The following is a 21,990-nucleotide window of genomic DNA, read 5'->3' as shown; positions in this document are numbered from 1 at the left end:
ACATATGACCCTTACGAGCAGCCGAGCGCCGCTTGGAGTGTGGTGAGATTCTGGCGCATAGCGGACAGGTAGTCGCCGTTGGAGGGGCGGCTCTCGATCGGATCGAGGACCGCGGTCTTCGCGCCGACCTCCTGGGCGAGAATCTCGGCGACCTTGGGGCTGACGAGAGTCTCGGTGAAGATCGTAGTTACTTTCTGCTGCTTGGCCACTTTTGCCACCTCGGCGAGGCGGGCGGGCGAGGGCTCGGCGTCGGGGTCGAGGCCGCTGATGCCGATCTGCTGGAGCTTGTACCGGACGGCGAGGTAGCCGAACGCGGCGTGGTTGGTGACGATCGCCCGCGAGGAACACGTGGCCAGGCCCTTGGTCAGCTCGCCGTCCAGCGCGGTCAGCTCGGCCGCGGTCCGGGCGGCGCGGTCGCGGTAGGCCGCAGCGTGCGCGGGGTCGGTGGCGGCGAGCTTCTCGCCGAGCCGGGTGGCGACCGTCGCGAAGCGGGTCGGGTCGAGCCACAGGTGCGGGTCGTACTCGACCTCGTGGCCGTGCTCCTCCTCCTCGTGCCCTTCCTCTTCGTGCCCTTCCTCCTCGGTGGCGGGGAGGGTGGCGACCGCGGTGGCCACGTCGAAACCGCGGTCGGCGGCGTGCTGCTCGACGGCCTCGTCCACGGCGGTCTGAATGCCCTTGATGTAGACGACGAGCCTGGTCTCCGACAACCCGGCGACCTGCGTGGGGGCCAGTTCCAGGTCGTGCGGCTCGACCCCGGGCTCGGTCAGGCCGGTGACGGCCGCGTCGGTGCCCGCGACCTTCTCGGTGAGCCACTGCAGGGGGTAGATGGCCGCGGTGACGCCGGGCTTCCCGGTCGCGGTCGCGGGCGCGCTGGAGCCCCCGGCGGAGCCTGTCGAACCGGCCTCGGCACCGCACGCGGTGGTGGCGGCGAGAAGGGCGGCGGACGCAACCAGGCTGGCGTTACGTATGAGGATACGTCGGGAGGACTCGGACATCATGCCGACAGTATGCCGGTAAATGAAAATGGTTGTCAAAATCGGCGAAGATCGGTCGGGTCACGGGGGCTTCGCGGGAGCGGGGCACGCGGGGGTGGGCGAGCGTCGGGCGGATGACGGGCCGGTGACGGGCCGGGGCCCGGGTCATCCCGGGCATGGGGGACGTCCGGTGCGCGGTGTGACCGGTGGCCGCGGTCACGGGGAGATCCTGCGGGCGGGCGGTCCACCGGGGTCGCACCGGAGACCGGGGGCGTACCGGAGGAGGAGGCCGTACCGGAAGGGGGTGTGCCGGGTCTGTCAGAAGGCGCCGAAGCGGTCGGCGGCGAGCAGGATCAGGAAGGTGAGCAGCGCGACGCGCAGGAGCCGGCCTCCGTTGCCCAGGGAGGGCCACGACATGTAGGCGAGCCAACCGACGAATCCGATCACCGGGAGGACGGCCACCCCGCCCCAGAAGGAGGAAACGGCGAAGCCGGCCAGCATGAGCACCACCAGCACCACCGGGGCGATCCACCGGGGGAGCTGGAACAGGAAGACGAGCGGGGCCGCGCTGCGCTGCTCGACCTTGCGCCGCAGCCCCGTCGCCCCCGGGGTGAAGAACTGCTCGCCCGCGGGCAGCGGTCGTCTGCCCCGCTGGGGACGGGACTGCGCCAGGGGGTGTGCGGGGCGTTCTCCGCGCTTGTCGGCCACGGGCCGAGCCTAACGCTCCGGGGCCCGCCGGTGACACCTCCGGTGCCCGGACGATCTCCAGGGCATCGGACCGGGCCGTCACGCAGGGACGCGGCCGAGGCTGCGAGCAAGGGCAGGGGCGGGGGCGGGGGCGGGTACAGGGGACGAGGGCGAAGGGCATGGGGGACGTGGACGGTGTCACGGACGGTGGCACGGGCGGGCTCTGGCATGCTGGGCGGATGCTCGCTCTCATCCGTTACTCGGTGCCGACGGCCCGGACCGAGGAGTTCCTGGCCCGGGCCCACGAGATTGTGGACACGCTCGCCGCGCAACCGGGGTGTCTCCGTGGCCGGGTGACGAGGTCGGTGGACGAGCCGGAGCTGTGGGCCCTGGTGAGCGAGTGGGAGGGCGCCGGGTTCTACCGCAGGGCGCTGGGGGCCGCGCGGATGGCGATGTACCCGCTGATGACACTGATGATCAACGAGCCGAGCGCCTTCGAGGACGCCGACCGCCCCTGAGCCCGCGCCCGTGATCGCGCGGCCCCCCGGGATCGTGCGGGGCCGGGGATCGCGCGGGCCCCCGGGATCATGCGGGGCCGAGGAAGGCGCGGGTCCCGGGATCGTGCGGGGCCGGGGATCGTGGAAGGGCCCGCCCTGTCGGAAGGGCCGGGGCCGGCCCGTGATCGCGCGGGACCCGGACGCAGGACCGAGGCCTCCCTGCGGGGGCGGACAAGCTTTGCCCGGCGAGGCGGGCGGGATGGGTCATGCGAATGTCCCGGCGGCCCGTCTCCCCTAAGCTGGAGGCTCCATCACTTCCTCGCCGACCTCCAGCCGGATGGAGATTTTCCCTTATGGCACGCCGCACGGACATCATGGACACCATCGTCAGCCTCGCCAAGCGACGTGGTCTTGTCTACCCCTCCAGCGAGATCTACGGCGGCCTGCGCGCGTCGTGGGACTACGGCCCGCTGGGTGTGGAGCTCAAGAACAACGTGAAGCGGCAGTGGTGGAAGACCGTGGTGCAGGGGCGTGACGACGTGGTCGGCCTCGACTCCTCGGTGATCCTGGCCCGCGAGGTGTGGCAGGCCAGCGGCCACGTGGAGACCTTCACCGACCCGCTGACCGAGTGCCAGTCCTGCCACAAGCGCTACCGTGCCGACCACCTCGAAGAGTCGTACGCCGAGAAACACGGCAAGCCCCCGGCGGGCGGCCTGGCCGACATCACCTGCCCCAACTGCGGCAACAAGGGCGCCTTCACCGCGCCCAAGCAGTTCAGCGGCCTGCTCAAGACCTACCTCGGCGCGGTCGAGGACGAGTCGGGCCTGGCCTATCTCCGGCCGGAGACGGCTCAGGGCATCTTCATCAACTACCTCAACGTGCAGCAGTCGGCGCGCAAGAAGATCCCGTTCGGCATCGGCCAGATCGGCAAGTCGTTCCGCAACGAGATCACCCCGGGCAACTTCATCTTCCGTACCCGCGAGTTCGAGCAGATGGAGATGGAGTTCTTCGTCAAGCCCGGCGAGGACGAGGAGTGGCACCAGTACTGGATCGACGAGCGCTTCCGCTGGTACACCGACCTGGGCATCACCCAGGACAACCTGCGGCTGTACGAGCACCCCAAGGACAAGCTCTCGCACTACTCCAAGCGGACCGTCGACATCGAGTACCGCTTCAACTTCACCGGCACCGAGTGGGGTGAGCTGGAGGGCATCGCCAACCGCACGGACTTCGACCTGACCGCGCACGGCAAGGCCTCCGGCACCGACCTCAGCTTCTTCGAGCAGGACAGCGGCGAGCGCTACGTCCCGTACGTGATCGAGCCGGCCGCCGGTGTCGACCGCGCCACGCTCACCTTCCTGATCGACGCCTACACCGAGGACGAGGCGCCCAACGCCAAGGGCGTCATGGAGAAGCGCACGGTCATGCGCCTCGACCACCGCCTCGCGCCGGTCAAGGTCGCGGTGCTCCCGCTCTCGCGCAACGCGGACCTGTCGCCCAAGGCCAAGGACCTGGCGGCCCAGCTCCGCCGCCGGTGGAACGTCGACTTCGACGACGCGGGCGCGATCGGCCGCCGTTACCGGCGCCAGGACGAGATCGGCACGCCGTTCTGCATCACCGTCGACTTCGACACCCTCGACGACCAGGCGGTGACCATCCGCGAGCGCGACTCGATGGCCCAGAAGCGCGTGGCCCTCGACCAGGTCGAGTCCTACCTGCGCCAGCACCTCAACGACTGAGACGGTCCGGCCCCGGTGATCGGGGCCACGTCCGCCCGGTGACGGCCGGCGACCCCGCACAGGGGTCGCCGGCCGTCGTGCTTTCCCGGCCCGCCCCTGCCCTCGTCCCCTTCCCCGTCCGCCCCGGCATCCCTTCGATGATCGACCGGAGCGAAAGACAACATAAAAACCCGCCTTACAGCGGTTTTCGGGGCCTTTTGATGACATCAGGGGGATCGTTCGTTCAACGAAGGGGGAGAACGATGACCCGCGTATCACCGTGGAAGGCCGTGCCGGGGGTCCTGGCCCTCGGCGGGGCCGTCTTCCTGCTCACCGGCAGCGCCGCTCACGCCGACCCGCGTCCCGACGCGGTCGAGCTGCGGCTGCTCGTCGACGACTGCCCCGCCCCGACCTCCGCGACCGCCCCGTGACCGGGGACGTACGCCAGGTGACCGGGGACGTACGCCAGGTGCCGCCCGGCACGGGTGACGACACCGGCAGGGTGCCGGAGAGCGCCGTGCTCGGGCGGGCGCTGTTCGAGGTCAAGCGTGTGATCGTCGGCCAGGACCGGATGGTCGAGCGCCTGCTCGTCGCGGTCCTGGCCCGGGGGCACTGCCTGCTGGAGGGGGTGCCCGGCATCGCCAAGACGCTGGCGGCCGAGACGCTCGCGGGTGTCGTGGGCGGCACGTTCGCCCGCATCCAGTTCACCCCCGACCTGGTGCCCGCCGACATCGTCGGCACCCGCATCTACCGGCCGTCCACCGAGGGGTTCGACATCGAGCTCGGCCCGGTGATGGCCAACTTCGTGCTCGCCGACGAGATCAACCGGGCCCCGGCCAAGGTCCAGTCGGCGCTGCTGGAGGTGATGGCCGAACGCCAGGTGAGCATCGGCGGGCGTACCCATCCGGTGCCCGCGCCGTTCCTGGTCCTGGCGACCCAGAACCCGATCGAGTCCGAGGGCGTCTACCACCTGCCCGAGGCCCAGCGGGACCGCTTCCTGATGAAGATCGAGGTGGGGTACCCGAGCGAGTCGGAGGAGCTCGCCATCCTGTACCGGATGAGCACCGACCGGCCCGTCCCGCGCGGGGTGCTCGACCCGCGGCGGCTGCTCGCGCTGCAGGCCGCCGTGGACGACGTCTTCGTCCACCACGCCGTCGCCGAGTACGCGGTCCGGCTGGTGTACGCGACCCGTGAGCCCGCGCGGTTCGGGCTGGCCGACGTCGCGCCGCTGCTGACCTACGGCGCCAGTCCCCGGGCGACGCTGGGGCTGGTGGCCGCGGCCCGCGCGCTGGCGCTGGTGCGCGGGCGCGACTACGTCCTGCCCGGGGACGTCGCGGACCTGGCCCGCGACGTGATCGCGCACCGGCTGGTGCCGTCCTTCGACGCGCTGGCCGACGACGTCCCCCCGCGGGAGATCGTGGACCGGGTGGTCGCGGCGATCCCGGTGCCCAGGGTCGCCCCCGGGCAGACCGAGGCGGCCTGATGCGGCACCTGCCGTCCGAACGGGTGCTGCGCAGGCTGGAGCTGACGGTCGTCAGGCGTCTCGACGGGCTGCTCCAGGGCGACCACCTCGGGCTGACCCCGGGCCCCGGCGGCGAGCTCGCCGAGGCCAGGCAGTACGCGCCCGGCGACGATGTACGGCGGATGGACTGGAACGTCACCGCCCGCACGGCGGAGCCGCACGTGCGGGACATGATCGCCGACCGGGAGCTGGAGACCTGGGTGCTGCTCGACGCCAGCGCCAGCATGGACTTCGGCACCGCGCTGATGGAGAAGAGGGAGCTCGCGCTCGCCGCCGTCGCGGCGGTCGGTTTCCTCACCGAGCGGACGGGCAACCGCGTCGGCACGCACATCCTGCACGGCGGCGAGGTCCGGCGCTTCCCCGCCAGGAGCGGGCGCGCGCACCTGATGGCGCTGCTCGGCACGATGTTCTCGCTGCCGCGTACCGAGCCGGGCACCCCGGCGCCGCGCCTCGGCCCGGCCGCCGACGACCTGCGCCGCGTGACGCGGCGGCGCGGGCTCGTGGTCGTCGTCTCCGACTTCCTCGACCCCCCGGAGAGCTGGGAGAGGTCGCTGCGTCATCTCGCGGTCCGTCACCAGCTCCTGGCGGTGGAGGTCGTCGATCCCCGGGAGCTGACCCTGCCCGACGTGGGGGTGCTCACGCTCGTCGACCCGGAGACGGGCCGTCGCCGGGAGATCTCCACGGCCGGTCCCCGCCTGCGCGAGCGCTACGCCGAGGCCGCCGCCGGTCAGCGGGCGGCCATCGCGGACGCCCTGCGCAGGGCCGGGGCCGCCCACCTGCGCCTGGGTACCGATCGCGACTGGGTCCGCGATCTGGTCCGCCACGTCATGGTCCAGCGCCGCCTGGCGCGGACGAGAGCCGTGAGAGGTGGTGTCGCGTGACGTTCCTTTCCCCCGTCTGGCTGTGGCTGCTGGTCCCCGCCCTGATGATCGCGGTCCTGTACGTGGTCATGTACCGGCGGCGCAGCCGGTACGCCCTGCGGTTCACCAACCTGGACCTGCTGGACAAGCTGGCGCCCAGGACGCCGGGGTGGCGCAGGCACGTGCCCGCCACGGCCTTCATGGGAATGCTGGTGCTCCTCGTCGTCGGGTTCGCGCGGCCGACGGCCGAGACGCGGGTCCCCAAGGAGGAGGCGACGATCATCGTGGCCTTCGACGTCTCCGCGTCGATGCAGGCCACCGACGTGGCGCCCGACCGGTTCACGGCGGCGCGCGAGGCCGCGCGGTGGTTCGTCGGGGACCTGCCCGCCCGCTTCAACCTCGGCCTGGTCACGTTCTCCTCCTCGGCCTCGGTGAGCGTGCCGCCCACCACCGACAGGGCGGCGGTGCTGTCGGCGATCGACCGGCTCACCACGGACTCCGGCACGGCCGTCGGCGAGGCGGTGTTCTCGTCCCTGGACGCGATCGACGCCCTGCGGAGCAGGGAACGGCCGCCCGCCCACATCGTGCTGATGTCCGACGGGTCGAGCACCATGGGGCAGGCCGCCGGAGCAGGCGGCCCGGGAGGCGACCTCCCGGCGCGTGCCGGTGTCCACCATCGCGTACGGCACGCCCGACGGCACGATCCGGATGGGCAACCGGGAGACCCCGGTGCCGGTGGACGGCCCGGCCCTGCGGGAGCTTGCCCGCAGCACCGGCGGGGGCTTCTACGAGGCGGCCTCCGGTGACGAGCTGCGGGCGGTGTACGACGACATCGGCAGCTCGGTGGGGTACCGGACCGAGCGGCAGGAGGTCTGGCCGTGGTTCGTCGGGATCGCGCTGCTCGGCGCGGTGGTGGCCGCCGGGACGTCCCTGTTCTGGTTCTCGAGGATCCTGTGAGGAGTCGATCATGGTGATGCCGCACGACCGGCCCCCCGGGCTCGGACGGCCCCGGGGCCCCGGTTTCGCCCCGGGCCCCCCGCCGCCCACCTCCCCGGAGGCGCCGTCGCGGGCGGCCGGCGCGACCGCCGCCCCGGCCGTCCCGGTACGGAAGGGGAGCGGGCGTCTCCTGGCCGCCGCGGTGCTCGTCGCCGCGCTCACCGGAGGCGCGGCGGGCGTCGCGGGCGGCCGGCTGGCCGTCGGGGACGAGGCGGCTCCCGCGGCCCTGCCCCGCGCCGCAGCGGCCCCGCCGGCCCCGTCCGGCTCGTCCGGCTCGCCCGGCTCGGCGGGTGGCCTCAGCGGTACCGCCGCCAGGGTGCTGCCGAGCGTCGTGTCGGTCGAGTCGGGCCGGGGCGCCGGGTCAGGCTTCGTGATCGACGGCTCCGGGCACCTGCTCACCAACGCACACGTCCTGGCCGGGAGCGCCGCGGGTGCCGGCGTCACCGTCGTGCTCGACGACGGGCGCCGATTGCCCGCCGTCGTCGTGGGCACCGACGAGGCCGTACGACCTCGCGGTGCTCAGGGTGGACGACGCGCCCGCGGGCTGACGCGCCGCGGTGCTGGGCAGGTCCGCGGACCTCGCGGTGGGGGGACCAGGTGCTGGCCGTCGGCTCCCGCTGGGCCTGGCGGGCACGGTCACCGGCGGCATCGTCAGTGCCCTCGACCGCCAGGTGAGGCTGGGCGGGCGCGGGCAGACCGCGTTTGCAGGACCGACGCCTCCATCAACCCCGGCAACTCCGGCGGGCCGCTGGTCAACGCCCGCGGCGAGGTGATCGGGATCAACACCGCGATCGCGACGCTCTCGCGGCGGGGGACCGGTTCGATCGGCATCGGCTTCGCCATCCCCATCGACCGGGCGGTGCCCGTCGCCGAACGGATCATCCGGGGGTGATGCGGAGTGAACGCGGACACGGGGACGGCGGCGTCCGAGAATGACGGGGGTGAGCGGGAGTGAACGGGAAGACGGGACGGCGGTGGCATCCGCGTTTCCGGCCGCCACGACCTAGGTTCTGTACCATGCGACTGCTCGTTGTCGAAGATGAGGAAGACCTGGTCGATGCCCTGCGCGTGGGGCTCGTCCGGGCCGGATACGCGGTGGACGTCGCCTACGACGTGGCCCAGGCGCGCGAGAAGCTCCAGGTCAACTCCTACGACCTGGTCCTTCTGGACCTCAACCTGCCCGGGCGGGGACGGCTTCGAGGTGTGCCGGGCCCTGCGCGGGACCGACCAGGGCCAGGCCCGTGCGGATCATCATGGTGACCGCGCGCGACCGGCTGGACGACCGGGTCAGGGGGGCTGGACGAGGGCGCCGACGACTACCTGGTCAAGCCGTTCGCCTTCCCCGAGCTCCTGGCCCGCGTCCGCGCCCTGCTCCGCAGGGAGCAGGGCGGCGGGACGGCGATCCTGCAGGTGGGCTCGCTACGGCTGGACACCTCCCGGGTGGAGAGCCATTCGAACGGGAGGGAGCTGGGGCTGACCCCCAAGGAGTTCGGGGTCCTGCACTACCTGATGACCCGTCCCGGGGCACGTCGTCTCCGCCGAGGAGCTGCTGGAGCACGTCTGGACGAGCACACCGAACCCGTTCACCAACACCGTGCGGGTGACGGTGGGCAACCTGCGGCGCAGCTCGGCACCGACGCCGTGATCGAGACCGTGGTCAGCAAGGGCTACCGGCTCAGGGAGGACACGTGAGGCCCCCCGCCGCGCACGCGATGGGAGGACGACACGTCGGACCCCTCGCCGCGCACGCGATGAGAGGACACGTGAGGTCCCTCCCCGTGCGCGCGGGCCGCCGTCGACCACGGGAGGACGCGTGAGGTTCTCCTTCGTGCACACGATCCGCTTCCGGCTGACCGTGCTCTACTCCAGCCTGCTGTTCCTGCTCTCCGGGCTGGTCGTCGGCCTGCTGTACGTCGCGGTGGCCAGGAGCGCCGAGGAGCGCCCCTACACCGTGCAGCAGGCCAAGCTCTACAGCGTCGACACGAGCGCTACATCGGCAAGGCCCGGTCGTCGAGCTCGCCGGAGGTCGAGAACGGGTCAACCTGCTGACCCTGAGGACCATGCGCGACTACTCGCTCCTGACCCTGGGCGGACTGTTTCGTGGCGAGCTTCGGCATCGGCTGGGTGCTCTCGGGCCGTGTGCTGCGCCCGGTCCGCTCGATCACCAGGGCCCGCCGCCGAGATCCAGGGCACCGACCTGTCGCGGCGGATCCTGCTCACCGGCCCCAAGGACGAGCTCCGCGACCTCGCCGACACCGTCGACACCATGCTCGGCCGCCTGGAGGGCGCGTTCCTGGCGCAGCGGCAGCTGATCGACGACGCCTCCCACGAGCTGCGCAGCCCCCTGGCCATCATCCGGGCCAACGTCGACGCCGTGGCTGGCCTCCCCCGACAGCACCGAGGAGGAGCGGATGCGCGCGGTGGCCATCGTGGACCGGGCCACCACCCGCATGACGCGCCTGGTCGAGGACCTGCTGGCGACCGCCCGCCCGCGTCCGCGCCCGCGCTGGCCGACGCCGAGGTGGACGTGGGGACGCTGGCCGCCGAGGCGGCCGAGGAGTTCACCACGCTCCGCGGCCGGGCGGGGGCTGACGATCCGCAAGGCGCTGCCCCTCCGGGCTGCGCGGGGTGGGGGACCACGACGCCCTGCGCCGGGCCGTGGGCAACCTGCTCTCCAACGCCGTACGGCTCGCCCCCGCCGGCAGCGAGAGTGGTCGTGGCGGCGGGCCGCAGTGACGGCTGGATCTGGTGGCGGTGCGCGACGCCGGGCCGGGGGTGTCCGAGGACGACCACGCGCGGGTGTTCGACCGCTTCTGGCGCGGCAAGAGCGGCGCTGAGACGGGGGAGACCGGTGGCGGGACCGGCCGCCGGGACCGGCACAGCGGCCTGGGCCTGGCGATCGTCCGCCAGATCGTGGAGTCCCACGGCGGCCACGTCCGCCTGTTCTCGCGGCCGGGCCAGGGGAGCGTGTTCGTGCTCTGGCTGGCCGGCCGGGGACGGGCCCGCCGAGGGGGAGGTGCCCGGCCTCAACCCGCTCGCGGACGCCGGCCCCCGATCACTCGCCAGGGCCGTCGTGAACGGGGCGTGAATGCCGTGGAATTGGTTTATACCAATTGGTGTAAACCAATTCTTGCGACGGCCGGAGTTGCCGTTCGTTTCGATCTTAATTTGCATTGGATTAGACGGTGAACATGTTTCTGAGCTGCGGTGATGTCGTTCCTGGCGGTGGGTGCCGTTTCATTGGCCGATTCGTCTGTAGAGTCCGGAGAGAGGCGGGACCAGACGTCGTTTTTTGAAGCCGTAGGAAGCCGTAGAAGGAGCCGACCGTGCCCAAGTACGTTTACGACTTCACCGAGGGAAACAGAGATCTCAGAGACCTGCTCGGCGGCAAGGGGGCGAACCTCGCCGAGATGAACCAATCTCGGGGCTGCCGGTGCCCCCCGGCTTCACCATCACGACCGAGGCGTGCCGTGAGCTTCCTGGCCGACGGCGTCCTGCCCGAGGGGCTGGAGGAGGAGATCGCCGGCCACCTGTCCCGCGCTGGAGGCCGAGCGATGGGCCGCGGGCTCGGCCAGGCCGACGATCCGCTGCTGGTGAGCGTGCGCTCCCGGGGCCGCGTTCTCCGATGCCCGGCATGATGGAGACGGTCCTCAACATCGGGCTGAACGACGACTCGGTCCACGGGCTGGGCCAAGCAGGCCGGCGGCAACGAGCGCTTCGCCTGGGACTCCTACCGGCGCCTCATCCCAGATGTTCGGCAAGACCGTCCAGGGCATCGAGGGGCGAGCCTGTTCGACGACGCCCTGGAGCGGCTCAAGGACGGCCGCGACGACCTGGAGCTGGAGGCGGCCGACCTGCGGGCCCTGGGTCGCGACGTACAAGGAGATCGTCCGCGCGCACACCGGCGAGGACATTCCCGGCCGACCGTACCTGCAGATGCGCATGGCGGTGGAGGCGGTGTTCTCACTCCTGGAACGCGCCGCGCGCCGTGCTGTCACCGCCGCCAGGAGCGCATCCCGGCCGACCTGGGGCACCGCGGTCAGCGTCGCTCGATGGTGTTCGGCAACTGCGGGCATGGACTCCGGCACCAGGGTCGCCTTCACCCGCGACCCCGGAACCGGCCAGCAGGGCGTGTACGGCGACTACCTGCAGAACGCCCATGGCGAGGACGTGCGATCGCGGGCATCCGCAACACCCTGCCGCTGCAGGAGCTCCGGACGCATCGACCGGCCCGTCTACGACGAGCTCATGCACACCATGCGCACCCTGGAGGAGCACTACCGTCGACCTGTGCGACATCGGAGTTTCACGGTCGAGCGCGGAAAGCTGTGGATGCTGGCAGACCCGCGTGGGCAAGCGCACCCCGGGCGCCGCGTTCCGCATCAGCCGTGCAGCTCGTCGACCAGGGCGTCATCGACCTCGACGAGGCGGTGACCAGGGTACACCGGCGACCACAGCTCGCCCAGCTGATGTTTCCCCGCTTCGCCGAGGACACCGGCAGCACGGTCATCGCCAGAGGGTGTAGACGCCTCACACGGCGCGGCCGTGGGCAGGCCGTCTTCTCCACCGACCGCGCCGGTCGAGCTCGCCGCGCAGGGCGAGCCGTCCATCCTGTACGTCCGCGGAGACCAACCCCGACGACCTGGCCGGATGATCCGCCGCCGCAGGGGGTGCTGACCAGCCGTGCGGCAAGACCTCGCACGCACGCCGACCCGTGGTCGCCGGGCTAATGGGCAGGACCTGCGTCTGCGGCGCCGACGGGCGCAGAGTGGACGGGGCGTCGGCCGCCGACCGCACGCTTCACCCGCCCCCGGCGGCGTGTGGTAGGTCTACGAGGGGGACGTCATCTCCATCGACGGCCCAGCGGGGCGCGTGTACCTCGGCGAGGTGCCCGTGGTCCCCTCCCCGGTCGTGGAGTACTTCGAGGGCTCGGGCGGACCGGGACGACGAACTGGTCCGCGCGGTCCTGCACCGCTCATGAACCCACGCCGACGAGGTGCGCAGGATGGACGTTGCGCGCCAACGCGGGACACGGCGAGGACTCGGCCAGGGCCCGCAGGTTCGGCGCCCAGGGCATCGGCCTGTGCCGCACCGAGCACATGTTCCTCGGGAAGACGCCGCCAGCCTGGTCCGAGGGACCTGGTGCTGGCCGCACCGTGACGAGAGCGGGACCGGGCGCCCTGGCCGCGCTGGAGCGCGCTGCAGAAGGAGGACTTCACCGCCATCCTTCCGCGGCGATGGAGGGACTGCCTGTCACCGTCCGCCTGATCGACCCGCCGCTTGCACGAGTTCCTGCCCGACTTCACCGAGCTGTCGGTGAAGATCGCCCTCGCCGGGGACGAGCGCGCCGGAGAAGGACCGCAGGCTGCTGGCTCGCCCTCCAAGCGCCTGCCACGAGGAGAACCCCATGCTGGGCCTGCGCGGGTGTGCCGGCTCGGCCTGACTCCATCCCCGGCGTGCTTCGCCATGCATGGTCCGGGCGATCGCCGAGGCGGCCAAGGCCGTGCCGGGCAGCCGTCCCGAGTATCATGATCCCGCTGTGTGGCCGCGGTTGCAGGAGCTGGCGCACGTCCGGGACGAGGCGCGGGCGTGTCCTCGCCGAGGCCGGCGCTCGAGTGCGCGCTGATCGGCACACTGATGTCGAGGTGCCGCGCGCGCACGCGCTGTGACCGCCCGCCCAGATCGCCGAGGCCGCCGAGTTCTTCTCTTCGGCACCAACGACCTGACCCAGATGACCTGGGCTCTTCTCCCGGGACGACGTCGAGGCGCGTTCTTCGCGAAGTACCTGGAGCTGGGCGTCTTCGGCGTGTCCCCGTTCGAGACGCTGGACGCCGACGGTGGTCGGCAGGAGCTCGTCGAGATCGCGTGGAGCAGGGCCGGAGCACCCGTCCCGACCTCAAGCTGGGCATCTGCGGCGAGCACGGCGCGACCCCGACTCGACTCACTTTCTGCCACCGGGCCGGCCTTGGACTACGTGTCCTGCTCGCGTTCACGCACTCAGCTCCCGTCGCCCGGTGGAGCCGCCCGACCCGCGCCACACCCTAGCACTGCGCCGGTCCGACCCGCTGACCGGCGGACCGCCCGAGGCCCCGTCACCGTCCTCCCCGAACCCACCCGTCCCTCGCCCGCCTGGTCGTCACCTCGCCCGTCCAGTCCCTTCCCCCGCCCGGTCAGGTCCGTATCCCAGGCCCAGGGCCCGGGGACGAGGGCCCGGTCCCCACGGGCGGCCGCTACGTCGGTGCCCGTACCCCTGGTAACCAGGTGTTTCCCAACCGTCTTCGGCCAATGAGGGCGGCCTTTCGCCGGATAAAATCAACGCACGTATGCACGGTTAGACCAAAACACCGATCAGGCCAGGTGGTGCCGGAACACCGCACTGGCCACACAACGAAAGAGGCCCGTTACCAGCCGCCACGACCGGGCCGCGGGTGCTGCACAACAGCGCCACGGGCATACGGCAAGGGCCCATCGCGGCCAAGAAAACGCAGGTCGTCACGGCCCCGGGGGTTAGACGACCCACTCCACAGGTTGGCGCAAGTACAATCCTCCGTACTTCACTACGCCTGACCCCCCACCTCGCCTAGCCGTAACTCAGTGCCCTGCGCTAGGTCGGGCAGCGGGGATGGGGCGAGGCTGCTGCGGCCGCGACCTCCGAATCCTGGATGGAGACCGCATGCTGTGCCACCACTATCCTGCGGTCCACATCAAAGCCGTTCGCGCCACATACACTGTGGGAGGCACGGGGCAGTTCGCTACATATCACACGAACGCTGGACGAGCTCGGCCTTGCCCCCCCCCCCCGCCGGAACTAAAATGGTGGGGGGGGGGGGGTCCAGGTAGCCCGGGACCCTGTGCTTCTGACGGGGCACAAACAACGCGCTATGAGCCTGCGCCTTGCTCACATGACACGCGCTGGAGCGCCAAGTACGGTCCACCAGAATTCGGGGGGAAAACATGGACACATCCGCAGTGCCGGGCTCACACATGGATACCCGAGCGACCCATCCACTGCCTGCGGTAGTCTCGACGTGGTGAAGATACCCGATGTGGACCACGCGAGTCGGCAGGAAGGCCAAGTAACATGCGTACTACAGACGATCGATCTGCCCGGGCTCTTTTGAGTTGGATCATTGGACATAGGGGGCGCCGCGAGGGCGACTGGAGCGTCAGCTGTTCGAGGCCACATGATCCATGGACATCGGCCACGACGACCACCTAACTGCCTATACTCACGGCTTGCACGAGCCGGAGGAGCCCGCCCGGAGCCACTCCGGCACCACTGACGTCTGTAGATGGGCAGGCGCTCCGCACCGCGAACCCGGTGAGCGTCCCATTTATTTGATCGTCGCTGCGTACACACCGGCCGACTGGTACCGCCTCCCGACGCCACGAGGCTCCTGTGGGAGGCTGGAGGCACGCGTCTCCTAGCTACCGCCCGACTCGCCCTAGTCGCTCTGGCCACCCGCCACTATCGCAACCGCTCGATCGACCCGACCCTCAGGCCGCGGATGCAAAGAGGCTCACACCAGCTCACAGAGCTCAGTCGTGTCATAAATTCACTGACAGGTAAGCGCCTTTACGATCTCCGTTACGCCACCCACGGCCGGTACGCTCTTTTACCAAGCAGGCGTACGACAGCCCATGGCCCGACGTGCGCACGGCGCCGACCTGAGCGTGACCACGAGACCACCCGGCTGGTAGTGTGCGCGCTGCTCAAGCGGAGCATCCACCGCCACCACTACTCCACGTGCATGACCCATTAAGGAGACAGAGCACCCCCAGACGCGCAAACAGGCGCGGCAGACGCGAGCTGTATCCACGACCTGGCCCGCACCAGATGATTCCAGCTGGGCCAGCCCCCAGGCACCCTGGAGCCTTACCAGCCAGCTCCAGGCCCCGCAGTTTCTCGGTCCGGGCGTACGGCAACACGCCACTGGCCGCCTGCGCGTGTCGGCTCATAAGAAACACCAGATCGCCTCGAGCGCTCAATCCACGAACACCAGTTCGGCTGGTGTCGCCTCGGCACCGCCGCCCTGTTCGGGCCCGCTGACCGGCGTCTCGCCCCCACGGCGCCCCGCGATGCGATTCCGGGCGACTTCCCCACCCGAAGGCACGAACATGAAACGCACGCTCACGAGGCGCGTTTTCAGGTCTGATGCAGCTTCGCACCCGCCCCTGGGCACCCACAAGACGGATCGAGGTGTCACGTCTGACTACCGCAAGACTGTTGCTGGATGTGATTTCTCACCAGACGGCTATCAGACGGACTACTTCGACGCCGGACTAGGGGGCTTCCCCTGCACAACGGGACCCTCGCGCGCGCACTGCACTGTTCGTCCTTCTGCATACCGGCGCTGACGCGCCCATCCACACCCCGGCAGCGAGACGGCGGCGCACACGTTCCGGCGATCGACGAGCGAGTACCCCGAGCTGCGCAAGGTGCTTACTCCGACTCTGCGCACCGAACCACGCAAACCACCTGTGGAAATACTGCTGATTGGAGCGGAAACCCTCGAGCGCATATATCACACTCCTCGACGCCCCTAAGCTAACCGGGAAGCGGGCGACCGGAAAACATTGTGGGGAGCCCACACGGGGGCCCTACACCACCGGGAGAGCTACCAGAGTGCTAGGCACATCGAGGGGGGAGAGGGAAAGCACGCTCGTCCCCCCGGCCACCTGGAGTCATCGCGGTAACGCACCTTCAAAATATCTGACCGGTAGGGGTGAGAATGACAAGCTCGTCTCCCTGGTGCGTCAAACCGCCCGATAGGGTACCGCTCTCCCAGGAGATTGGCCTGCATGAGGAACCGGGCTTTCCGCCTCGTCGTACTCTCCTGGGACTTCCCACGGCCCCCGGACCACCGGAGGGACGAATAAAGGGGGCGATCCAGCGTGACGGGGACGCGTTTCTCCGGACGTTCCCCCCGGCGCACGGCGGGACGCCGCACGCGCCGCCCGCGCAATCGCGGCCGCAGACCCGGCGATCCACTTCGCTTACCGCCAGGACACCACGCGAGCGCGATTCGCGCCGCACCAGCGTTGCAATCTGCTTCGGGCCTCCTTCCGGCGTCAGTCGAGTCATTTGAGCGGCCTGGGACTTCTTTCGTTAGGGCCGGGCCCTGCAGGCATGTGGGACGCGCACCACACAAGCCGTGAAAGCAGCGCGGAGCGCACCTACTGGCCGCTCCCGAGTCCGGTTCATCACGGTTCACCCCCCATTATGAACCCCTTCTTCCTGCATTCTCCCTACCGCGGGCGAAGAGCGTCTTGGGGTGGCACCTTCTCTCAAAGCCACGCGTTCAAAGGTAGTTTACCATCGGGGCTTCTGAACCACCAGCCGCGGTAGCGACCACAACCACGAGCTTGGGGGGAGGTCTTCAGGCAGAACGCACGAAGTAAGAGGTTTGTATTGAGGCTCGGGGGAGCGCGCCGTCTCCATCCCACGGATTGCTGAATACGAGGTTGAGTTGCCGCAGATTCCGGCCCCGAGCCGTTTACATGCCTCTGGCGGCCGCCACGCGCACCTCCCGGCATGATGCCGTATCTTGAGAGGACTCGTACACAGGTGGCCCCGACCAGTGTAGCCGGGTACCGTCACGCGGCCGCCGAAGACCTGTGACGAACCCCGGCTCTCGCACAGGCTGGGTTCAGGCCGAGACGCCGCCACGTGGCTGCGTTAGGAAGGGCCTATTCCTATCCAACAGCGGGGTATCTTCGGAGGTTGACCTGAGTCGACACCACCCCCGCACACCGGCGAAGAAGAACTGCGCAGCCCTCTGCCCGCCCAGATAGTACCCATCCTGCACGGTCTTGGCAAGCAGCAGCAGCCGGCTCTGGTAGTTGACCGAGCATCCTGTGACCGGAGAGCACGGTTTTAGAGCTATGTACTGGAAAAGCTTCGCGGCGGGAACCCCCCCCCCCCCCCGCCAACCAGGCGGGCCATCGGCCTTGGGGCACTATGTGGTCTCACACAGACCGCAACCGTGTCGTGCCGGGCACGGACGGGTCGCGGCCGCGCGCCGGGACTGGTTCGCGTCGTTGGAACGATTCCCAAGAGCGGGTCTGGTCAGGCCGGGGGGTGTGGGGGGCGCCCCCAGCCTCCGCCTCCGGGCCGTCGGGGGTGACCGATGGGCCGATGACGGCCAACCCACGCCACTGGGACGCGCACGCCTACCCGAGTGACACAGCACACCGCGCGGTCCACCGCAGGCCAGTCGTCGCCATGTGACGCTGGATTCGCATGCAATATCGCGCCCGCGTTACTAGTTATCGCGAGGATTATGTTCCGCTCAGGCGCTACCCCCATTGTAGTGGTAACCGACCGTCTAGGTATTGGTTCGACCAAGACCCTCTTTCGGCGGACATAATCTCATTCGTTCCTTTCCTTTGACGACACACCGCCGCCCCGTCCAGTACCCGCACCGTCCACGCTCACGGTTGCCTGTTCGGGGGCATGTCAGGGTGTAGGAGACCGGTAATACGCATCTACCGAGGAACGGTGTGGTGCGACTGTTTATATACACAGCGTGGCAGCACTACAACTATTAATCCTTTGGTCGTGTCAGGAGCAGGTATTTCAAGTGATTCCGAGGGGACAGACGCTGCGTCGCTTACGAGGATTCGCGATCTCACCCCGATGCACCGACACAAATAGTGGTGCTGCAGACACATCCAGCTCCGCAACCACAGTCGGCGGGCTCTCGCCTATGGCAACCTGATAAGGGCCTTTCTGTCCCTGTCCATGACTCGCATGAAGAGCCCGTCGTTCAACCTTCGAACCCCTCCCACTCCGCTGGCGCGTACTCGGTAATTGCTTACGGCCTGCGCTGAGTGGTCGGTGACGTCACTCCACCTTAAGCGCACCCCTTCGGCGCATGGAGCAACGCGTCGTATATTCGGCCCGAGTGGCCGTCATGAGACGGATGGCACAACGGGCACTGGAGCGTCCAGCTGTCCACGCTACGAGAGGGCACGGCATCGGTGCCGACCGCACGAGCAATGGGCCGACAATGCGCAGTCAGCCTGGGCTCGAGGCCCAGCCGAAGGCGGCGGGCGGATGTCTCCTACGTCCTCGATAAGCTGTCGGCCTCCCGACGCCGCCCGGCGGCAAGCTCCACACTCCCAAGGGCCCGCCCCGAAGCCGGCTTTCCTGTCCCGACACCAGGGGTCCGTCCGAGCGGGCGTCCAGACCGCACCGTAGGCGCGTTTCACCGGGCGTCGCGGTACCGCCACGAGGCGATTGTGGGAGCGCGCGGGCTTAGCGCAAGGGGCTACACCTGATGGGGACGGGGACTTCACTAGACCGACGGAATCTGATCAAACGGATCGGGCCTCGGCCACAAGGAGGGGGGTCGTGGTTGCTCTCGGCGCGGCCCCCGATTCACGATCCGGTTCAGCGTATGGCCCCTCGGCTAGCTCCTGTTGGCCACAATCACCTCTGACATCACGCACGCATCGGGTCAGGCTGCAACGGGAAGCTGAAACAGGGACGGCCGAGACGGGCCCGATCGTAGTACTCATGGAACCACTCCCGACCGAGCGACCCCCCGCTCACTTACGACAAGAGCGCGAGGTGTGTACGGGCCCATATCGGCGGCACCATATGCGCACAAAAGACGCAGGCAAGAGTACTCCAGATACCGCCTGCCCCAGGACCGTTCCATGATTTGTCGCGGGGGAATTACACCACGACGTGATGGCTCCTGTTCACCTGTCCGGGTGTGGCCCCGAACACGGCACGAGGGGTCCACCTGACCCTGGCAAACCGCGTTTTCCGGCCGAGGTAGCAATCAAGGGACCGTGCTCAGACAGGCTGCTGCTCGACAGTCACTGTGGATCTCGCACGGCTTTCCGATTGTGGGTCTTCACCCATTCGACCCCGGCGACTTCTGCCGCGGGCCCAGAAGGCAGGGCTGAACACCGCGCCTTCGCCACGGGATCAGCAGCAGAGTTAGTCAAGCCAGGGACCCTTCGCGTCGCGGTGCATAGCAACGACGGGCTCGGAAGCCCACTCGCGACTGCGCGTCCAGCACGGCGTGGACAGCGCCTGCTAATAACGTGCTCGCATTTAGCGCGACATAGAGTCGCGACGGCGAGGGAGCGCGTTCTTTCGCGGTTCGGCCACAGTCCTCGCAGCGTGAATATTCCAATGTCGACGTGAGCACCAAACGAGGGAAGCGATCCGCGACTCTGACACGCCGACCGCCCCGGAACAGGTGGCCGGCGCATCAAGGACCACTAGGTCACTGCGTCCAGCTGTTACGGCCGTACACGACTCGACGGCGCTGTGGCTGGGGTTCAAACAACGCAGCGACTCTCGTGCACTAGGTGACCAGAGTGTCGCACGAGATCTCCCTCCCCCCCGGCGGCACCGCGTCCCTAGCATGGTCCGCACAGCGCCCCGCGAAAGCCCCACGGGTCCGCGCCGGGTCGCTCGACGACCTCACCGACCACGGGCGTGCGGGGATCGAGTCCGACCGGTGCCCGTCGCTTATGCAGCTGGCCGGTTCTCAGAGTCCCGCGCTGCTCGGTCCCCCGCTTCGAGGCGTTGGCCTCGGAGGCCTTCACGCTCCCCGAGCACCGTTGGCCCTATACCGGTGATCGCCGACTGCGGCGGCACCGCGCGGCCGGGCAGGGGAGGGGGGGTCCGGCCGCGAATGGGTCGGACCTGCTGCTGGGGCAGGGGCCGAGGGACTCCCTGCGCGGGATGTCACCCCGGTTCGCACGTTCGGAACGAGCTGGCGGGGCCAGAATGTGGCGATGCGAGGAGCACGCTACGCAATCGGTCACCATGCTCGCGCGACGGAGCCTCGTACTACGGTAAGGCGCAGGCACATCACAGAGCCAGCTCAAGTCGAAGACTGCAGCGGGACGAACCAACCACACCCGCCGTGGGGGTTCTTCTTTTTGGTGTTTTTTGATTTTTGTTTTTTTTTCTTTTCCGGGAGGTGGACGAGTTGGGGGGTGGGAACAAAAGGGCAAAAAAAAAAAATCAAAGCAAAAAACGCAGGAGCGTTTACAAACGAGCTGTTGACGAGACGATGCTGTGGTCGCGTCTGGTAAGCAGCAGCGTGAGCGGTCCTGAAGGAGACGCACCGCCGCGAGCTTGACAGGCCGTAATCGTCGGCTTTAAGTGTCCATCCGTCGATTCCGCCACAAAACCTTTATAGGGGTGCTGTCGTAATTCCCCCACGATAAGGAACAGGAACCTCGTGTACCTACCACGGTGACAAAATATGGTCTCGCCATTTATGGGAGTCCCTAACTGGAACAGGCAGACTAGTAGTTCTGTCAACCGTGGGTGTCATTTCCACCACGGTGCTTGACAAAGTGGAGGCCGACAAATCGGTAAGACCAGACCGTGGCGACCTCTGATTCAGACCGAAGGGAAGAGAGCGCGGAAGCGTCACGGTCGATGACGTTGCGCCGCTCTCGACAGATCCGAGCTGCCGTCCCGACGCGCTCGAACGCGTCGTCCGCATGCTCGCCGAACAGGGTGTGGAGGTCCTCGAGCCCCAGGGTGACGAGGAACCGCCCGACCCGATGAGGAGGGTGTCGGTAAAAGGGGCCCGACCAGGCGATCTCGTCCGTACTTACCGCGGGAGATCGGCCGGGTGCCCCTGCTCAAGGCCGAGGAGGAGTGGAGCTCGCCAAGTCGATCGAAGCGGGCCTGTTCGCGAGGACAAGTGACCAGCGTTTCGTCTCACGCCTGGGGGTTCCGGAGTTCAGGGAGCTCGTCTGGCAGGGGAACGCGGGCCAAGCAGGCGCTGATCGAGGCAATCTCCGGCTGGTGGTGTCAATCGCCAAAGAGATATGTGGGACGCGGCATGCTCTTCTGGATCTCATCCAGGAGGGCAACCCGGGGCCATCCGGGCGGTCGAGAAATTCGACTAACACCAAGGGCTACAAGTTCTCCACATACGCCACCTGGTGGATTCGAGCCAGGCGATCACCAGGGCGATCGCGGAACCAGGCACGCAACCATTCGCATTCGGTGCACATGGTCGAGACGATCAACAAACTGTAACGGGTCCAGCGCCAGCTCCACCAGGATCTGGGCCGCGAGCCCGCCCCGGAGGAGATCGCCCTGGAGATGGACCTGCGATCGACCGGGTGATCGAGATCCAGCGGATCGCCCAGAGCCGGTCTCCCTGCAGTCCCCGATCGGGGAGGAGGACTCCGACCTCGCGGGACTTCATCGAGGACGCGGACGCGGTCGTGCCGATGGAGGCCGCCGCCTTCATCATGCTGCAGGACCCAGCTCGACGACATCCTCCGCGACCCTCTCGGACCGGGAGCAGCGCATCATCCAGTTGCGCTTCGGGCTCGCGGACGGGCATCCCCGGACGCTGGAGGAGGTCGGCGGGAGTCGGGGGACCGGGAGCGCATCCGGCAGATCGAGTCGAAGACCCTTGCCACAAGCTCCGCCACCCGACCAGGGCGCAGATGCTGCGCGACTATCTCGACTGAGGGCACCCCCCGTCCCCGTGCCCCGTCAGGGCCGGCGAACCGGCGTTCCGCCCGGTCGGCCGGCCCCCCGTCGTCGCTCGTCACCGCTCGGTCGTCGCTTGTCGCCGCTCGTCGTCGCGCGTCGCCGAGGGCCTTCCGCGAGCCGCTCTTCCCACGGTCCGGGCTTCCGCGGTTCGGGCTTCCGGCGGTCCGGCCTTCCCGTGGGCCGGCCTTCTCGCGGCTCCGGGCTTTCCCGCACGAATCCAGGTCCGGCCTTCCTGAGAG

General features: G+C 69.0%; 21 protein-coding genes and 1 pseudogene. 18 read left to right on the top strand and 4 right to left on the bottom strand.

What is annotated here, in order from left to right; all coding sequences use genetic code 11:
- Nucleotides 1-11: 11 nt before the first annotated feature.
- Nucleotides 12-998 (bottom strand): metal ABC transporter substrate-binding protein, encoded by a 987-nt coding sequence (locus tag ABD832_RS35475; RefSeq protein WP_344904759.1) that lies wholly within the window; start codon nt 996-998, stop codon nt 12-14.
- Nucleotides 999-1,292: 294 nt separating this feature from the next.
- Complete coding sequence (locus ABD832_RS35470; protein ID WP_344904756.1) at nt 1,293-1,682, bottom strand: DUF6703 family protein; 390 nt, start codon at nt 1,680-1,682, stop codon at nt 1,293-1,295.
- A 218-nt stretch (nt 1,683-1,900) separates the two neighbouring features.
- On the opposite strand from ABD832_RS35470, the gene ABD832_RS35465 reads away from it, so the two are divergent.
- From ABD832_RS35465 to ABD832_RS35420, 10 genes are all read left to right on the top strand, one after another.
- Nucleotides 1,901-2,179 (top strand): antibiotic biosynthesis monooxygenase family protein, encoded by a 279-nt coding sequence (locus ABD832_RS35465; protein ID WP_344904754.1) that lies wholly within the window; start codon nt 1,901-1,903, stop codon nt 2,177-2,179.
- A gap of 332 nt (nt 2,180-2,511) precedes the next feature.
- Nucleotides 2,512-3,897 carry a glycine--tRNA ligase gene (locus ABD832_RS35460; RefSeq protein WP_344904751.1) on the top strand — a complete coding sequence of 462 codons (1,386 nt, stop codon included), beginning with the start codon at nt 2,512-2,514 and terminating at the stop codon, nt 3,895-3,897.
- Nucleotides 3,898-4,139: 242 nt separating this feature from the next.
- Nucleotides 4,140-4,307: a hypothetical protein gene (locus ABD832_RS35455; protein WP_344904748.1), complete on the top strand. Its 168-nt coding sequence runs from the start codon at nt 4,140-4,142 to the stop codon at nt 4,305-4,307.
- Nucleotides 4,304-5,359, top strand: a complete 1,056-nt coding sequence (locus ABD832_RS35450) for an AAA family ATPase (RefSeq protein ID WP_413224486.1) — start codon at nt 4,304-4,306, stop codon at nt 5,357-5,359. Before ABD832_RS35455 ends, ABD832_RS35450 begins: the two co-directional genes overlap by 4 nt.
- On the top strand, nt 5,359-6,279 hold the full coding sequence (locus tag ABD832_RS35445; RefSeq protein ID WP_344898453.1) for a DUF58 domain-containing protein: 921 nt from the start codon (nt 5,359-5,361) through the stop codon (nt 6,277-6,279). Before ABD832_RS35450 ends, ABD832_RS35445 begins: the two co-directional genes overlap by 1 nt.
- Complete coding sequence (locus ABD832_RS35440; protein ID WP_344904745.1) at nt 6,276-7,064, top strand: VWA domain-containing protein; 789 nt, start codon at nt 6,276-6,278, stop codon at nt 7,062-7,064. The genes ABD832_RS35445 and ABD832_RS35440 overlap by 4 nt, the downstream gene beginning before the upstream one ends.
- Nucleotides 7,065-7,077: 13 nt before the next feature.
- Complete coding sequence (locus ABD832_RS35435) at nt 7,078-7,215, top strand: hypothetical protein (protein ID WP_344904742.1); 138 nt, start codon at nt 7,078-7,080, stop codon at nt 7,213-7,215.
- 10 nt (nt 7,216-7,225) lie between these two features.
- Nucleotides 7,226-8,146, top strand: a complete 921-nt coding sequence (locus tag ABD832_RS35430; RefSeq protein ID WP_344904739.1) for a S1C family serine protease — start codon at nt 7,226-7,228, stop codon at nt 8,144-8,146.
- 125 nt (nt 8,147-8,271) lie between these two features.
- Nucleotides 8,272-8,514 carry a response regulator gene (locus tag ABD832_RS35425; protein ID WP_344904736.1) on the top strand — a complete coding sequence of 81 codons (243 nt, stop codon included), beginning with the start codon at nt 8,272-8,274 and terminating at the stop codon, nt 8,512-8,514.
- A 150-nt stretch (nt 8,515-8,664) separates the two neighbouring features.
- Nucleotides 8,665-8,946 carry a hypothetical protein gene (locus ABD832_RS35420; protein ID WP_344904733.1) on the top strand — a complete coding sequence of 94 codons (282 nt, stop codon included), beginning with the start codon at nt 8,665-8,667 and terminating at the stop codon, nt 8,944-8,946.
- 469 nt (nt 8,947-9,415) lie between these two features.
- On the opposite strand, the gene ABD832_RS35415 is transcribed toward ABD832_RS35420, so the two are convergent.
- A complete protein-coding gene (locus tag ABD832_RS35415; protein WP_344904730.1) occupies nt 9,416-9,856 on the bottom strand; it encodes a hypothetical protein in 441 nt (146 codons plus the stop codon).
- A 146-nt stretch (nt 9,857-10,002) separates the two neighbouring features.
- Here ABD832_RS35415 and ABD832_RS42410 point away from each other — a divergent pair, with 146 nt between their 5' ends.
- The 4 genes from ABD832_RS42410 (at nt 10,003) to ABD832_RS35400 (ending at nt 12,923) form a co-directional block, all read left to right on the top strand.
- Complete coding sequence (locus tag ABD832_RS42410; RefSeq protein WP_425582713.1) at nt 10,003-10,443, top strand: sensor histidine kinase; 441 nt, start codon at nt 10,003-10,005, stop codon at nt 10,441-10,443.
- 137 nt (nt 10,444-10,580) lie between these two features.
- The gene (locus ABD832_RS35410; protein WP_344904726.1) at nt 10,581-10,892 is read left to right on the top strand and encodes a hypothetical protein; all 312 of its coding nucleotides are present in this window, start codon (nt 10,581-10,583) and stop codon (nt 10,890-10,892) included.
- Nucleotides 10,893-11,004: 112 nt separating this feature from the next.
- Nucleotides 11,005-11,688: a hypothetical protein gene (locus ABD832_RS35405; RefSeq protein ID WP_344904723.1), complete on the top strand. Its 684-nt coding sequence runs from the start codon at nt 11,005-11,007 to the stop codon at nt 11,686-11,688.
- Nucleotides 11,689-12,074: 386 nt separating this feature from the next.
- Nucleotides 12,075-12,923: a putative PEP-binding protein gene (locus ABD832_RS35400; RefSeq protein ID WP_344904720.1), complete on the top strand. Its 849-nt coding sequence runs from the start codon at nt 12,075-12,077 to the stop codon at nt 12,921-12,923.
- 2,316 nt (nt 12,924-15,239) lie between these two features.
- Here ABD832_RS35400 and ABD832_RS35395 read toward each other — a convergent pair.
- Nucleotides 15,240-15,389, bottom strand: a complete 150-nt coding sequence (locus ABD832_RS35395) for a hypothetical protein (RefSeq protein WP_344904717.1) — start codon at nt 15,387-15,389, stop codon at nt 15,240-15,242.
- Between the two features lie 5,311 nt (nt 15,390-20,700).
- On the opposite strand from ABD832_RS35395, the pseudogene ABD832_RS35390 reads away from it, so the two are divergent.
- From ABD832_RS35390 to ABD832_RS35380, 4 genes and pseudogenes are all read left to right on the top strand, one after another.
- A pseudogene (locus tag ABD832_RS35390) lies at nt 20,701-20,946 on the top strand (hypothetical protein); the annotation flags it as partial.
- Nucleotides 20,897-21,283, top strand: a complete 387-nt coding sequence (locus tag ABD832_RS35385; RefSeq protein ID WP_344904713.1) for a sigma factor — start codon at nt 20,897-20,899, stop codon at nt 21,281-21,283. The pseudogene ABD832_RS35390 and the gene ABD832_RS35385, both read left to right, overlap by 50 nt.
- 27 nt (nt 21,284-21,310) lie before the next feature.
- Nucleotides 21,311-21,373: a hypothetical protein gene (locus ABD832_RS42405; RefSeq protein ID WP_425582718.1), complete on the top strand. Its 63-nt coding sequence runs from the start codon at nt 21,311-21,313 to the stop codon at nt 21,371-21,373.
- 34 nt (nt 21,374-21,407) lie between these two features.
- On the top strand, nt 21,408-21,990 hold a 583-nt coding region (locus ABD832_RS35380; RefSeq protein WP_425582717.1), incomplete at its 3' end, for a sigma factor-like helix-turn-helix DNA-binding protein.

This window comes from Streptosporangium longisporum (genome assembly GCF_039534895.1).
Taxonomy (GTDB): domain Bacteria; phylum Actinomycetota; class Actinomycetes; order Streptosporangiales; family Streptosporangiaceae; genus Streptosporangium; species Streptosporangium longisporum.
Note: the sequence above shows the minus strand (reverse complement) of the source record. Positions and strands in the feature narration are given on the sequence as shown.